13 protein-coding genes and 1 pseudogene are annotated in these 15,297 nt (G+C 54.0%); 4 read left to right on the top strand and 10 right to left on the bottom strand.

Annotated elements, in window-relative coordinates; all coding sequences use genetic code 11:
* Positions 1-37: 37 nt before the first annotated feature.
* Positions 38-1,933, bottom strand: coding sequence for a methyl-accepting chemotaxis protein (locus tag EDF78_RS09905; protein ID WP_133823008.1), 1,896 nt, complete (start codon positions 1,931-1,933; stop codon positions 38-40).
* Between the two features lie 323 nt (positions 1,934-2,256).
* On the opposite strand from EDF78_RS09905, the gene EDF78_RS09900 reads away from it, so the two are divergent.
* Together EDF78_RS09900 and EDF78_RS09895 are read left to right on the top strand one after the other, a co-directional pair.
* Positions 2,257-2,982 (top strand): hypothetical protein, encoded by a 726-nt coding sequence (locus EDF78_RS09900; RefSeq protein ID WP_133823007.1) that lies wholly within the window; start codon positions 2,257-2,259, stop codon positions 2,980-2,982.
* Positions 2,983-3,016: 34 nt separating this feature from the next.
* A complete protein-coding gene (locus EDF78_RS09895; RefSeq protein WP_133823006.1) occupies positions 3,017-3,586 on the top strand; it encodes an NADPH-dependent FMN reductase in 570 nt (189 codons plus the stop codon).
* A gap of 66 nt (positions 3,587-3,652) precedes the next feature.
* Here the strand turns inward: EDF78_RS09895 and EDF78_RS09890 are convergent, their stop codons facing one another.
* The gene (locus EDF78_RS09890; RefSeq protein ID WP_095924037.1) at positions 3,653-4,990 is read right to left on the bottom strand and encodes an NCS2 family permease; all 1,338 of its coding nucleotides are present in this window, start codon (positions 4,988-4,990) and stop codon (positions 3,653-3,655) included.
* 152 nt (positions 4,991-5,142) lie between these two features.
* Here EDF78_RS09890 and yieH point away from each other — a divergent pair, with 152 nt between their 5' ends.
* Positions 5,143-5,808 carry a 6-phosphogluconate phosphatase gene (gene yieH, locus EDF78_RS09885; protein WP_095924038.1) on the top strand — a complete coding sequence of 222 codons (666 nt, stop codon included), beginning with the start codon at positions 5,143-5,145 and terminating at the stop codon, positions 5,806-5,808.
* Between the two features lie 7 nt (positions 5,809-5,815).
* Here yieH and EDF78_RS09880 read toward each other — a convergent pair.
* A pseudogene (locus EDF78_RS09880) lies at positions 5,816-6,628 on the bottom strand (sugar phosphate isomerase/epimerase); the annotation flags it as partial.
* 110 nt (positions 6,629-6,738) lie between these two features.
* Here EDF78_RS09880 and EDF78_RS09875 point away from each other — a divergent pair.
* Positions 6,739-7,431 (top strand): TetR family transcriptional regulator, encoded by a 693-nt coding sequence (locus EDF78_RS09875; RefSeq protein ID WP_095924040.1) that lies wholly within the window; start codon positions 6,739-6,741, stop codon positions 7,429-7,431.
* Positions 7,432-7,515: 84 nt separating this feature from the next.
* On the opposite strand, the gene phoU is transcribed toward EDF78_RS09875, so the two are convergent.
* From phoU to glmS, 7 genes are all read right to left on the bottom strand, one after another.
* Positions 7,516-8,250 (bottom strand): phosphate signaling complex protein PhoU, encoded by a 735-nt coding sequence (gene phoU / locus EDF78_RS09870; RefSeq protein ID WP_095924041.1) that lies wholly within the window; start codon positions 8,248-8,250, stop codon positions 7,516-7,518.
* 10 nt (positions 8,251-8,260) lie between these two features.
* On the bottom strand, positions 8,261-9,028 hold the full coding sequence (pstB, locus tag EDF78_RS09865) for a phosphate ABC transporter ATP-binding protein PstB (protein ID WP_013577692.1): 768 nt from the start codon (positions 9,026-9,028) through the stop codon (positions 8,261-8,263).
* A 92-nt stretch (positions 9,029-9,120) separates the two neighbouring features.
* Positions 9,121-10,008: a phosphate ABC transporter permease PstA gene (gene pstA, locus EDF78_RS09860; RefSeq protein WP_119825590.1), complete on the bottom strand. Its 888-nt coding sequence runs from the start codon at positions 10,006-10,008 to the stop codon at positions 9,121-9,123.
* 1 nt (position 10,009) lies between these two features.
* On the bottom strand, positions 10,010-10,966 hold the full coding sequence (gene pstC, locus EDF78_RS09855) for a phosphate ABC transporter permease PstC (protein WP_095924043.1): 957 nt from the start codon (positions 10,964-10,966) through the stop codon (positions 10,010-10,012).
* Positions 10,967-11,060: 94 nt separating this feature from the next.
* A complete protein-coding gene (pstS, locus tag EDF78_RS09850; protein WP_095924044.1) occupies positions 11,061-12,101 on the bottom strand; it encodes a phosphate ABC transporter substrate-binding protein PstS in 1,041 nt (346 codons plus the stop codon).
* 216 nt (positions 12,102-12,317) lie between these two features.
* Entirely contained in the window at positions 12,318-13,190 is an 873-nt protein-coding gene (rluF, locus tag EDF78_RS09845) for a 23S rRNA pseudouridine(2604) synthase RluF (RefSeq protein ID WP_133823005.1), read from the bottom strand.
* A gap of 165 nt (positions 13,191-13,355) precedes the next feature.
* The gene (gene glmS, locus EDF78_RS09840) at positions 13,356-15,185 is read right to left on the bottom strand and encodes a glutamine--fructose-6-phosphate transaminase (isomerizing) (protein WP_133823004.1); all 1,830 of its coding nucleotides are present in this window, start codon (positions 15,183-15,185) and stop codon (positions 13,356-13,358) included.
* Positions 15,186-15,297: the final 112 nt, after the last annotated feature.

The following is a 15,297-nucleotide window of genomic DNA, read 5'->3' as shown; positions in this document are numbered from 1 at the left end:
CTTACCGCTCAATTAAATCAAATTTAGTCGGACATGATCAGAGTTTAAATCCGGCGACCACGGTTTCCAGCTGAACGGTCTGATCCTGCATCGCCTGCGCGGCAGCAGACACCTGTTCGACCAGCGCGGCGTTCTGCTGGGTGGCGTTATCCAGCTGAGTGATCGCAACGTTGACCTGCTCGATACCCAGGCTTTGCTCCTGGCTGGAAGACATGATCTCGTTCATCAGCGTCGCCACGTTATTTACGCCGCCCATGACTTCATCCATTGTCGTTCCCGCCGTCGCCACCAGCTCGCTGCCGGTGGAGATATCCGCCACTGAATCCTCAATCAGCTTTTTGATTTCCCGCGCGGAGGTGGCCGAACGCTGCGCCAGACTGCGCACTTCGGAGGCCACCACGGCGAAACCGCGCCCCTGCTCGCCTGCACGGGCCGCTTCAACCGCCGCATTCAGCGCCAGAATGTTGGTCTGGAAAGCGATGCCGTCGATCACACTGATGATATCGACAATCTTGTGCGAAGAACGGGTGATAGAGCCCATGGTATCCACGACCTGTTTCACCACTTCCGAGCCTTTCTCGGCCACAGCCGAGGCATTGCGCGCCAGCTGATTGGCCCCCTCCGCATTGGCGGCGTTCTGTTTCACGGTGCTGGTCAGCTGTTCCATTGACGCCGCCGTTTCCACAATCGAACTGGCCTGTTCCTCGGTACGCGCCGAGAGATCCAGATTACCGCTGGCAATCTGGCGTGAAGCCGAGGTGATTGCCAGACTGCTGTCGCCGACCTGACGGAGAATGGATTGCAGGAATGACAGGAAACTGTTGAAGCTCTGGTTGATCTGATTGAACTCGGGACTGCGGCTTTCCGGCAGACGCTGGGTTAAATCCGCGCCGCCAGCCGAAAGCTGCGCGATGTTTTTATTCAGTGCCGCCAGCTGACGCATGAAAATTTTGATTGCCGCAATCAGGACGATCAGCAGCAGCAAGACCATCGGGATCTGCACCAGCCCCAGACTCGCAAGGATGCTGTGACTGCGCGCCAGCAACTGGCTGGTAGGCATATCCGTGGCGATGAACCATGGCCCCTGAATGTTGCTCATAAACATCGTGTGCGACGTGCCGTCGTTATCGTAATCCGCCACCAGACTGGCCTGACCGTTGATCTGATCCAGACTTTTACGGATTTGCATGGCCAGCGGGGAGGTTTCGCCCAGTGAAGCCAGCTTCGGCAGTTTTTCATCACCGGAATGGCTGGTGCCGACGATGGTGCCGTCTTTCTCCACGATATAAATTTTCGCGTTAACCTTTTTCTCCATTTCCGTCACCAGCTGGTTAAAGAACCCCAGCGTGACATCGATGGTGGCGACGCCCCATTGTTTGTCGCCTTTATAAATCGGCATCGCACAGTTGGTGCGTGGCTGGGTGCTGGCGTCATCGAAATAGGCCGGAGCCCAGACACACTGGCCCTTTTCCCCTTTTGACGCCGCCATATACCAGGACTGATCGAAATAGTTTGGCGATTCAGCGCTGTTCCAGAACGTATTGACCGTCAGCTGATTGTTATTATTACGGGCAAAGAAGGTACTGAATTTAATTTTGGCCGGATCACGCTGGTTGGGCAGCGGCCAGATCCCCCCACCGAACACCGCCGCATCCCCGTACTGATCGACCAGCGCCGGAAGCAAACGATCGATACTGTCGCTGTCCATTTGTGCGACAGTCTGGGTGATGGTACGGACCTGAGACTCGACTTTATTCAGACGGTCATTAATCGCGACCGCCACATCATCCACCTGATTGGCAACCAGATTGCTTTCTGTCTGTTTCAGTTGGGGGGCGATATACACCTGGATCACGATAAGCGTAACGATGACCAGCACAATAAAAAACAAGCTGATCAATGCGATAAAGCGGGATTGCGTTGTTTTTAACATTTTAGGGTACTCACAGGCAAAGCAGCGAGATCGCTGCTTAACTAGTAACGGCATATTCTGACGTTTCTTTATGTTGCTATAGTAGATATATCTGGTGCGCAGATCATATGAGTGAAAAACCAGAACATCATGCCGATGAGATTTTTTCTCAACAAGGGATTAAGACTGTGATTACTTTCACTTTATGGTTATGAAAAACTTTCTGAAAAGTGAAAAAAGTGTGCTGTGATGCGGGTTTTAAGCGGTTTTTAATGATTTCTCTTAATGTTATTCTTTCTGACAACAGAGAGAATATGTACGAACCATTAATCATGGAGTGAACAATGGCGTGCCATTTTGCAAGATGGGCTTTGACGGATGCCGAACCGGATACCCACCGGTTGCCCGGAGATATCGTCATTTCCGCGAGACACCTTTCCGAAAAACAGCGACGACGTTTTCTCAACGGCCGTGTCCTGCTGGCAGAAATGATTTTCTACCTGTACGGCATTGCCGAGCTGCCGAACGTGATCACTTTACCCAGTGGTCGCCCGAGTTTTGAATCGCCCGATCTGCCTGATTTCAGCCTTGCGTATGCGGGAAGCACCGTTGGGGTTTTGATCAGCAGTGAAGGGAAAGTCGGTCTGGATCTCGAAATCATTCATGCCCGCAGTGCGCTGGTCAATCCGCAACAACAGTTACAGCTTTCTGCGGTAGAAAAAACCTGGATTGCCATGCAATCCGATCCGGTGGAATCCTCGCTGCAACTGTGGTGTATCCGCCAGAGCATGCTGAAAATGTCCGGCCTGAACGATCCCGGCCCGCTGACGCTCAGTCTGAATCCGGCCTCAGGCCGTTTGCGATCCACCGTCACACCGGAGGCGCAGGTGATGAGCGACATTGAAGGGTCGATTACCTGGGCATGTGCGCAATCGCCGTCGATTATCCGTTTGCAGTGCTGGCGCTACGAACCCGAAAATGGCTTCACCCGCACGCAAACCCTGTCCACCGACCAGCAATCTGAATCGCCTCACTTCATGAAGTTCGTCAGCCTCCCGCCAGCCAAATAAATCACGAACATCTCATCCATAACAGGAGTTATTCATGTCAGCTCAACCACTGAAGTTTGTCACACTGTTAGGTAGTCTGCGTAAAGCGTCTTACAACGGGATGGTCGCCCGCACCTTGCCGAAAGTGGCACCGGAAGGCGTCAGCATTGACGCGCTGCCTTCCATCGGTACATTGCCCTTGTACGATGCGGATATTCAGCAGGAAGAGGGCTTTCCGGCCGAAATCGAGGCTATCGCGGAGCAGATCCGTCAGGCAGACGGCGTGATTATCGTGACACCGGAATATAACTACTCCGTTCCGGGCGGCCTGAAAAATGCGATTGACTGGATTTCCCGCCTGCCTGATCAGCCTCTGGCCGGTAAACCGGTGCTGATCCAGACCAGTTCCATGGGGCCGGTCGGCGGCGCGCGCTGTCAGTATCATCTGCGTCAGATCCTGGTGTTCCTGGATGCGATGGTGATGAACAAACCTGAATTTATGGGCGGCGTGATCCAGAATAAAGTGGATGACCAAATCGGCGAAGTGATCGACCAGGGCACGCTCGATTTCCTGCGTGGGCAGCTGACCGCCTTTGCGGACTACACCCGCCGCGTCACCCCGTAATTCAGCCCGTCAGAAAAGCAAACAGCCCGCAAATGCGGGCTGTTTTTTTGGTATTTTGATGACCGGTTAGTGCCCGTCAACAAATGCGATTTTCAGCACAAACAACAGGGCAACCACCACCACGCACGGGCTGATTTCTTTCCAGCGGCCGGTACCCAGTTTCATCACCACGTAAGAAATGAAACCCAGCGCGATACCTTCGGTGATCGAGAAGCTGAACGGCATCATTACCGCAGTCACGAACGCCGGAACCGCTTCGGTCAGGTCATCCCAGGAAACTCGCGCCAGACTGGAAGTCATCAGCACGCCGACATAAATCAGCGCACCGGCCGCCGCGTATTCCGGCACCATCCCCGCCAGCGGGGAAATGAAGATCACCAGCAGGAACAGCAAACCGGTTACTACCGCCGTCAGGCCGGTACGACCGCCCACGGAAACGCCGGAGGTGCTTTCAATGTACGCGCCCACCGATGAAGTGCCGATAAATGCCCCCGCTACGGAAGACACGCTGTCAACGTACAGCGCCTGTTTCATCTGCGGGAACTTGCCCTGCGCATCAGCCAGACCGGCTTTATCGGTCACACCAATCAGCGTGCCGGAGGAGTCAAACAGGTTCACCAGCATGAAGGAGAAAATAACGCCCGCCAGACCGATGTTCAGCGCGCCTTTCAAATCCACCTGACCGACAACCGTGGTGATGCTCGGCGGCATCGACCAGAAACCGGTGTAATGCACGTCACCAATCATCAGGCCAATCACAGTGGTGACAATAATCGACACCAGCACAGAGGCGTGGAAGTTACGCGACGCCAGAACGGCAATAATGAAGAAGCCGAGCACGCCCAGCAGCACATTGTGCGAGGTCAGGTTACCGATAGTGACGATGGTGTCAGGGTTCGGGACAATAATGCCGGCGTTTTTCAGCCCCATCATGCCGATAAACAGCCCGATACCGGCGGTGATGCCCACACGCAGGCTGACCGGAATATTGGCAATCATCCAGTAGCGGATGCGGAAAATGGTCAGCAGCAGCAAACCCACGGCACCCCAGAATATCGCGCCCATCCCGATCTGCCATGAAACACCCATCGCGCCGACCACCACAAACGCAAAGAACGCATTCAGGCCCATCGCCGGTGCCAGAGCGACCGGCAGGTTGGCGATCACGCCCATCAGAATGCTGCCGAACGCGGCAATCAGACAGGTAGTCACAAAGACGGCCTGTTTATCCATGCCTGCGACACCCAGAATCTGCGGGTTCACGAAGACGATGTAGACCATGGTCAGGAAGGTGGTTAAACCGGCGATAGTTTCTGTGCGGACGGTGGTGCCATGCTGCGTCAGTTTAAACAGACGTTCGGCCAGACCTTTACCCGCAGTCGCATTGCTCTGTGGTGTGCTCATTGGTGAGTTCCAAAATGGGGGAAAAACAATCGGGGGGTATCCTAAGGATTTTAGCCGGAAAGCGCCAGCACTGGATGTATGGGATTAAATCTATCGTTCGGGTACAGTGCCATAACGCACACCAATAGATGAACCACTCACACGGAGGAAGTATGTCACAGGTAAAATGTGTCTTTTTTGATTGCGACGGTACGCTGGTGGACAGTGAATTGTTGTGTTGCGAAGCCTATGTCGAGATGTTTGCCCATTTTGGTGTGACGGTCTCTTTCGATGAAATGTACAAAAAATACAAGGGCGTAAAGCTGTACGAAATTATCGCCATCATCAATAAAGAGCAGGGGATCGACGTGCCGAAAGAAGACATGGAAGGGGTGTTCCGCCAGCATGTCGCACGGTTGTTTGACAGCAAACTTGAGCCGATTGACGGCGCACGCGAATTACTGGAACAGATCACCGTGCCGATGTGCGTGGTCTCTAACGGCCCGGTCACCAAAATGCAGCATTCCCTCGGACTGACCGGGCTGCTGCCCTTTATGGGCGATAAGTTATTCAGTGGCTACGATTTGCAGCGCTGGAAGCCCGATCCCGCCGTGTTGTATAAAGCCGCCGAGGTCATGAACGTGCCGGTGGAAAACTGCATTCTGGTGGAAGATTCCGTGGCGGGCGCACAGGCCGGGATCACCGCAGGCATCCCGGTCTTTTACTATTGCGCCGATCCGCACAATCCCCCGCTGGATCACCCGCTGGTCACGACGTTCCACGACCTGCGTGAACTGCCGGGGATCTGGCGGGAGATGGGGTATCAGATCACGGGTTAAGGGTTTTTTCGTACGCCTGCATCCGCTTTTCCAGTTCCGTCAGGGAGCGCAGGCCATCCGCCAGCGGCAGGGTTTTATCGTTGAAGATTTCCAGTGACCACGGGCCGGTGAATCCTTTACGGTTCAGCGTGCTGACGAAATCCACCAGCGGTAAATCGCCCTGCCCCGGATAACAGCGGTAGCTGCGGCTCCACTGCTGCACATTCATGTCTTTAAACGGCGCATCAGCCAGTTGCAGGAAGCTGATTTTCTCCAGCGGCACCTCATCCAGCCGGTCGAGGTTATCGCCCACCGCCAGAATATGAAAGCTGTCGAGCACGATACCCAGCGCCGGGCTGTTGACCTCCCTTACGCGATCCCACGCCTGCCGGTAACGGTTGATGTGTTTCCCCCACGCCAGCGCTTCAAAGCCGATACGGATGTCATAGGGCTGCGCCATGTCGGCCAGCGCCGCGAGATCGGCAATCTGCACATCCCGCTCCGGCGAACTGTCGGGATCGGTGTTACTGCACACCAGCAAATGGTCGCAACCCAGTTCACTCATCAGATCGAACTGGCGACGGGCGCGGGCCAGTTTCTCAACCCGCCGCGGAGGGGGCACCCCTTCGACATCCCGGAAAGGTTGCAGCAGAAAAATACGTAAGCCGAGGGAATCGGCCAGATTACGGATAGCCGTCGGTTTGACCGGACTTTTAAGCAAATCATCTTCGAATATTTCCACGCCATCAAATCCCGCAGCGGCTATCGCTGTGAGTTTTTCGGGCAAGGTTCCTGGTACTGAAACTGTCGCAATCGAACGTAACCGGGTGGTGTCAGGCAAAATAGCGTCCTTTTCGTCAGGTTTCGATACTAACAGTAGTGGACTCTGGCAGAGCGTTCGTCAAGTGTTGTAGGCTTACGGATATGCACAGATTGTAACTGAGCGAATCAATGGTTACTCTCTGTGGCGTGAATGAGGTTAATGATGAGGATAAGACGCTGAGCAGCCAAAGTTCCCCGGCGCCGGGACGTAAAAATGATCCGATAGGGCTCAAACAACGCATTTTCGACAGCGCGCTGGCTGAATTCGCTGAATCCGGCCTGATGGGCGCGCGCATGGAAAACATCGCCTCCAATGCCAGCACCACGAAACGTATGGTGGTCTATCACTATAAGACCAAAGAAGCCCTGTACATGCTGGTTCTGGAGCACGTTTATCGCGGTATTCGTCAGCACGAGCTGGAGCTGGACTTGTCTTCATTCCCGCCCGCCGAAGCGATCGTCAAACTGGTGGAAGCCAGTTTTGATTTCCACGTCTCGCATCCGGAATTTATCCGGATTGTCTCGACGGAAAACATGCTGCGCGGCCGCTTTATCCGTCAGTCCACCAGCATCCGTGAAATTAACAAAACGGCCTTAACGCTGCTGGAAGACATTCTCGCGCGCGGTAAGCAAAGTCATCTGTTTAAGGATGACGCGCAGGCGCGTGACGTGCACCGGCTGATCAGCAGCCTGTGTGTGCATCAGGTCGCCAACCAGTATACGTTTGGCGCGTTGTTTGAAAATCCGGATGAAGTGGATTTACAGGTCGCACATTACCGCCAGCTGGCGGTACAGGTCGCACTGCGCTATGTCATGAAGTAAGGGTGTTGACCGGACGCTGTTATAGAGCGGATAGCAAAAAGGCCTCGTAAGAGGCCTTTTTTGTCGGTGAATATCAAAGACTTTTTATTCTTTATCCGCATCACCTTTGCCGTCGGTCAGCAATTTGTCCAGCGCATCGCCGCCCACATGACGGAAATCCTGGCCTTTGACGAAGTAGAAAATGAATTCGCAAATGTTCTGGCAACGGTCGCCGATACGCTCGATAGAACGGGCGCAGAACAACGCGGTCAGCACGCTGGGAATGGTGCGCGGATCTTCCATCATGTAGGTCATCAGCTGGCGCACAATGCCTTCATATTCCTGATCCACTTTCTTGTCTTCACGGTAAATACGTACCGCTTCGTCAAGATCCATACGCGCAAAGGCATCCAGCACATCATGCAGCATCTGCACGGTGTGGCGGCCAAGCGACTCCAGACTCACCAGCAGAGGCTGGTGCAGATGCGAGAATTTTTCCAGCGCCGTACGGCAGATTTTATCCGCCACGTCGCCGATACGTTCCAGCTCAGAAATGGTTTTGATGATCGCCATGACTAAACGCAGGTCGCTGGCGGTCGGCTGGCGCTTGGCAATAATGCGCACGCAGGCTTCGTCGATCGCCACTTCCATCATGTTCACTTTGTCATCGCCCTGAATGACCTGCTGTGCCAGTTCCGCATCCTGATTGTGCATGGCGGTGATGGCATCTGTCAGCTGCTGCTCAACCAGGCCACCCATCGCCAGAACCTGCGTACGGATATGCTCGAGCTCGGCATTGAACTGGCCGGATATGTGTTTGTTTAAGTTCAGGTTGTCCATTGTTCTTACCTCAACCGTAGCGGCCAGTAATGTAATCTTCAGTCTGTTTGCGCGCTGGTGACGTGAACAGCGAGTCAGTGTCGCTGTATTCGATCAGTTCGCCCAGATACATAAACGCAGTGCGATCTGAACAACGCGCAGCCTGCTGCATGTTGTGAGTCACGATCACCACGGTGTAATCAGATTTTAGCTCGGTGATCAGCTCTTCGATACGGCCGGTAGAGATCGGATCCAGCGCGGAGCACGGTTCATCGAGCAGCAGAACGTCAGGGCGGATCGCAATACCCCGGGCGATACACAGACGCTGTTGCTGACCGCCAGACAGGCTGTAACCACTCTGGTGCAGCTTGTCTTTGGATTCATTCCACAACGCGGCTTTGGTCAGCGCCCATTGCACACGCTCATCCATATCGGTGCGGGAAAGTTTTTCAAACAGACGGACACCGAAGGCGATGTTGTCGTAAATCGACATCGGGAATGGCGTCGGTTTCTGGAAGACCATGCCGACTTTGGCGCGCAGCAGCGCGATATCCTGCTTATCGACCAGAATGTTTTCGCCATCGAGCAGGATCTCGCCTTCCGCGTGCTGTTCCGGATACAGCTGGTACATTTTGTTAAACGTACGCAGCAGCGTGGATTTGCCACAACCAGACGGGCCGATGAATGCCGTGACTTCGTTCTTAGCGATATCCAGGGAAATATTTTTCAGCGCGTGGAATTTGCCGTAATAAAAGTTCAGATCGCGAACCTGAATTTTGCTGTTGGATGCGTCAGTCATTCTCAGACATCTCTCTTATTCGCGCGCCGCGTGGCGACGCCGGGTAAACAGTGACGGCAGGCGATATCGTCTGCCATCAATAATGAATCAACTTATTGCTTTTTCGGGGCGAAAATCACACGCGCCAGAATATTGAGCAACAGTACGCACACCGTAATCAGCAGCACGCCCGCCCAGGCCAGTTGTTGCCATTCGCCAAACGGGCTCATCGCAAACTTAAAGATAGTGACCGGCAGGTTGGCAATCGGCTGCATCATGTCTGTGCTCCAGAACTGGTTGGAGAGCGACGTAAACAGCAGCGGTGCGGTTTCACCGGCAATACGGGCAATGGCCAGCAGGATGCCGGTGATGATGCCGGAAACCGAGGCTTTCAGGGTGATGGCCGAAATCATTTTCCATTTTGGCGTCCCCAGCGCATAAGCCGCTTCACGCAGGCTGTCCGGCACCAGTTTCAGCATGTTTTCCGTGGTACGGATAACAATCGGGATCTGTAACAGCGCCAGCGCCAGCACGCCCGCCCAGCCAGAGAAGTGCCCCATTTTTGCCACCATAATGGTGTACACAAACAGGCCAACAACGATGGAAGGTGCGGAAAGCAGAATGTCGTTAATGAAACGAATGAATTCCGCCAGCCAGGACTTACGGCCATATTCGGCGAGATAAATCCCCGCCATGACGCCCAGTGGCGTACCAATCACCGTGGCCCACAAAATCAGTAGTCCGCTGCCCGCAATGGCGTTCGCCAGACCGCCGCCTGCGGTATTCGGTGGCGGCGTATTTTGCGTAAACAGCGCCAGCGACATGCCATCAACGCCTTTAACAACGGTGGTAAACAGGATCCACACCAGCCAGAACAGGCCAAACGCCATGGTCATCATGGAGACCATCAGCGCCAGACGGTTTTTCTGACGACGCCATGCCTGACGTTTACGACGCGATTCCAGTAATGCTGCGTTACTTTGCATTTCGAGTGTCGTCATCTTAACGGCCCTCTTTCTTAGCCAGACGCAGGATCATGACTTTTGACAGCGCCAGAACAATAAAGGTGATGACGAACAGGATCAGGCCCAGTTCCATCAGTGCAGCGGTGTGCAGACCGGCTTCCGCTTCGGCGAATTCGTTGGCCAGCGCCGAAGTGATACTGTTGCCCGGCGCGTACAGTGAGACGCTGTCGAGCTGGTAGGTGTTACCAATGATGAAGGTTACCGCCATGGTTTCGCCCAGCGCGCGGCCAAGGCCAAGCATAACGCCGCCAATCACGCCGTTTTTGGTGAACGGCAGCACGATGCGCCAGATCACTTCCCACGTGGTGCAGCCAATACCGTAAGCGGATTCTTTCATCATCACCGGCGTTTGCTCGAACACGTCGCGCATGACGGAGGCAATGTACGGGATGATCATGATGGCAAGAATGACGCCTGCTGCCAGAATGCCGATACCAAACCCCGGCCCGGCGAACAGTGCGCCGACAATCGGGATACCGGAAAGGACGTCGCCCACCGGTGTCTGGAAGTACTGCGCAAACAGCGGGGCGAAAACGAACAGACCCCACATGCCGTAAACAATACTGGGGATGGCCGCCAGCAGTTCAATCGCGATACCCAGCGGGCGTTTCATCCAGTTCGGCGCCAGCTCGGTGAGGAATAATGCGATACCAAAGCTGACCGGAACCGCAATCAGCAGGGCAATCACGGAGGTCACGACCGTGCCGTAAATCGGCACCAGCGCACCGAATTGCTCGTTCGGCGCATCCCAGGTTTTCGTCCACAGGAAAGACAGCCCGAACTTTTCAATGCTGGGTAACGACGCGATAAACAGCGAGACGATAATACCGCCCAGCATAAATAGCACAATCAGCGCAGCCAGTTTGACCAGCGCGCCGAAGAGGATGTCACCGTTTTTGCTGGGTGCCTTAATAGCCGGCTTGTATTCAGCCATACCACTCTCTTTTAATTCAGATTTAATTCCCTCCCCGGCCGGAGAGGGAATGAAGCAGAAGACTTGTACTCTATATCAGACCCGAGGCCAGATCCTAGTAAAGTGCTTTACCGCTGCTGTCTTTGATATTGGTTTTCCAGGCTGCGCGGATCTGCTCAACAACAGAATCAGGCAGTGCGGCGTAATCCAAATCGGTGGTCAGTTTGTTGCCGTTTTTGTAAGCCCAGTCGAAGAACTTCAGCACTTCAGTGCCTTTCTCTGCATTTTGCTGGTCTTTGTAAATCAGGATAAAGGTGGTGGAACTGATTGGCCACGCGTTATCACCTTTCTGATTGGTCAGGTCCTGAGCGAAGGTTTTGCTCCAGTCAGCGCCTTTGGCGGCTGCACTGAAGGATTCTTCAGTCGGGCTGATCGCTTTACCATCGGCATCCACCAGTTTGGTGTAAGCCAGGTTGTTTTGTTTGGCGTAGGCATATTCTACGTAACCGATTGAACCCGGCAGACGCTGTACGAAAGCGGCCACGCCGTCGTTACCTTTGCCGCCCAGACCGGTAGGCCAGTTAACCGTAGAACCTGAACCGATTTTGTCTTTCCACTCGCTGTTCACTTTCGCCAGATAGCTAGTGAACACGAAGGAAGTACCGGAACCATCCGCACGGCGAACCACCGCGATATTGGTGTCTGGCAGTGTCACGCCCGGGTTCAGCTTAGTGATCGCCGCGTCGTTCCACTTTTTAATTTTGCCGAGGTAGATGTCACCCAGCGTCGCGCCATCCAGCGTCAGCTGACCAGATTTGATGCCCGGGATGTTCACCGCCAGTACCACGCCACCGATCACGGTAGGGAACTGGAACAGGCCATTTTTGTCGAGATCTTCTTGTTTCATCGGTGCATCAGATGCGCCGAAATCCACCGTTTTGGCGATGATTTGTTTCACGCCGCCGGAAGAACCGATGCCCTGATAGTTAACCTGAGTACCGGTGGCTTTCTGATAAGCGTCTGCCCATTTCGCGTAGACAGGGGCAGGGAAAGTACCGCCAGCGCCAGTCAGGTTAGTGGCAGCGAAAGCAGACATTGCTGTGAGGGAGAAAGTCGCTGCTACAAGACCGGCGACGGTGTTACGCATCAATTTCATGTTCCACTCCTGGTGGTTTTAAACTTCCCGACTGATGTCGACGTTAATTAAAGTGTTTGGCACAGGAGGAAAATAGGACAGTTTAGTGACAGTAAAATGTACGTAATATGACAGTTTTATGACACTGGTCACAATTCGAACGTTACGGGCAAAAAGCGGGGGTTTTAGGAGGGAAATGCCGGTTTTGACACCGGCTGAAGACAAAAAACGGTCAGATTATCGCCCTTTCTTCTTCCGTCCCGGCTGTGCAAAACGCTTACGGGACGCAGCGTTAGCGTCTGGCTTTTCCGTATTTTTCGGTTTTGTGACAGCGGTTTTTTTCGCCTGAGCAGGTTTGGCTGGCGCTTTTTTGGTCGGTTTTTCTTCTGATGAGGAGTTTTCAATCAGTTTAAATAACTCAATCAGTTCATCATCGTTCAGGTCGCGCCATTCGCCCAGCGGCAATCCTTTCAGATTGATGTTCATGATACGCACGCGCTCAAGCTTCGTGACTTCGTAACCGAAATGCTTGGTCATACGGCGGATCTGGCGGTTAAGCCCCTGCACCAGCGTAATACGAAACACCATCGGTGCTTCTTTCTTCACTTTGCATTTTTTGGTCACGGTTCCGAGCATCGGCACACCCGCGCCCATACCGGCAATAAACTCATCAGTGATCGGTTTGTTGACGGTCACGACGTATTCTTTTTCGTGGTCGTTACCGGCGCGCAGGATTTTGTTGACCAGATCGCCGTGGTTGGTCAGTAAAATCAGTCCCTGCGAATCTTTGTCCAGACGGCCAATCGGGAAGACACGTTTGCTGTGGTTAACGAAATCACGGATGTTGTCCCGTTCACCTTCTTCCATTGTCGTGATAATACCGACCGGCTTGTTCAGCGCGATAAGCACCAGATCTTCTTCATCACGCGGCTCGATAAGCTGACCGTTAACTTTCACCACATCGCCGGCAAATACCTGAGCACCTACCGCGGCACGCCTGCCGTTGATAAAAACATTTCCCTGTTCGATGTAACGATCGGCATCGCGGCGCGAGCAGATACCGCTCTCGCTAATGTATTTGTTAAGACGAATGGAGGAGTTGTTCAGCATTCAGCAAAGCACCTTCGTAAAAAACGCGAACTATACCTTATCCGGCGCGGGTTACGAAGTCCGTGACACAGAATCGTGACCGCGGCTGACAAAGAAAAAAGCCGGTAATGAAAAAAAAGCGCCCCGGGAGGCGCTTAGACATTCCATGACTGAAACCGGTCGGTTTTATTCGACGGTCACAGATTTCGCCAGGTTACGCGGCTGATCCACGTCAGTCCCTTTAATCAGGGCAACATAGTAAGACAGCAGCTGTAACGGCACGGTGTAGAAAATCGGTGCGGCGATCTCTTCAACGTGTGGCAACTGGATAATCTTCATGCCTTCGCTGTCGGTGAAACCGGCGTCCTGATCGGCAAAGACGTACAACAACCCGCCACGGGCGCGCACTTCTTCGATATTCGATTTCAGTTTTTCCAGCAGCTCATTGTTCGGCGCAACGACGATCACCGGCATATCTGCATCGATCAGCGCCAGCGGGCCATGTTTCAGCTCGCCCGCCGCATAGGCTTCCGCATGAATATACGAAATCTCTTTCAGCTTCAGCGCACCTTCCATCGCGATCGGGTACTGATCGCCACGGCCAAGGAACAGCGCGTGATGCTTATCAGAGAAACCTTCTGCCAGCGTTTCGATGGTTTTATCCAGCGACAGCATTTGTTCAATACGCGCAGGTAACGCCTGAAGCGCGTGAACGATGTCGTGCTCGACCTGAGGATCCATACCTTTCAGGCGGCCCATACGCGCCACCAGCATCAGCAGAACGGTCAGCTGCGTGGTGAACGCTTTGGTTGAGGCCACACCGATTTCGGTACCGGCTTTGGTCATCAGCGCCAGATCGGATTCACGCACCAGAGAAGAACCGGCCACGTTACACACTGCCAGAGATCCGAGATAACCCAGTTCTTTCGACAGACGCAGTGCTGCCAGCGTATCAGCCGTTTCGCCAGACTGAGACAGCGTGATGATCAGGCTGCCCGGACGCACGGCGGATTTGCGATAGCGGAATTCTGAGGCGATTTCGACGTCACACGGCATCCCCGCCAGCGACTCGAACCAGTAACGCGCCACCATACCGGAGTTGTATGAGGTGCCGCAGGCGATAATCTGCACGTGCTGAACACGGGAGAGAATGTCGTCAGCTTTTTCACCCAGCTCGCTCAGGTTCACTTCGCCGTGACTGAAACGCCCTTCCAGAGTGTTTTTGACCGCCAGCGGTTGTTCGTAAATCTCTTTTTGCATGTAGTGACGGTAAACGCCTTTATCACCGGCGTCGTACTGCACTTTGGATTCGATTTCCACACGCTCAACGGCATGACCATTTTTGTCATATACGCTGACGGAACGACGTTTCACTTCGGCCACATCGCCTTCTTCCAGGAACAGGAAGCGACGGGTCACCGGCAGCAGCGCCAGCTGATCGGAAGCAATGAAGTTTTCTCCGACGCCACGGCCAATCACCAGCGGGCTGCCGGAACGGGCGGCGACCAGAACGGACGGATCACGCCGGTCCATCACTACGGTGCCGTATGCGCCACGCAGTTGCGGGATCACCCGCTGAACCACTTCCAGCAGCGTGCCGCCCTGAAGTTGTTCCCAATGCACCAGATGCGCGATCACTTCGGTATCCGTTTCGGAATCAAAACGGTAGCCGCGTTCAATCAGTAATTCACGCAGAGGTTCGTGGTTTTCGATAATGCCGTTATGCACCACGGCAATGTAATCAGATACATGCGGATGAGCGTTCGCTTCAGAAGGTTCGCCGTGTGTTGCCCAGCGGGTGTGAGCAATCCCGGTGCCGCCATGCAAAGGATGTTGATCCAGTGCATCAGCCAGCATCTGGACTTTACCCAGACGACGCAAGCGCCCCATTTTCCCGTCAGCATCGATGACAGCCAGACCGGCAGAGTCATACCCGCGGTATTCGAGACGGCGTAAACCTTCTAACAGAATTTCAGCAATATCGCGTTGCGCTACTGCGCCTACAATTCCACACATCAGTTTTATTCCTATTGAAGGTCTTTCGGGACCTTTTTTGATGCCTGACCTGATTTATCCGCAAGCCCCGTTTTCCGGTGTACTTGCGGTTCCCCGAGCCTTGTAGAGAGTT

Origin of the sequence: Rahnella sp. BIGb0236 (assembly GCF_004364755.1) — a bacterium.
In the GTDB taxonomy this organism is placed as follows: Bacteria; Pseudomonadota; Gammaproteobacteria; order Enterobacterales; family Enterobacteriaceae; genus Rahnella; species Rahnella victoriana.
This window is presented reverse-complemented; position numbering and strand designations above follow the sequence as displayed.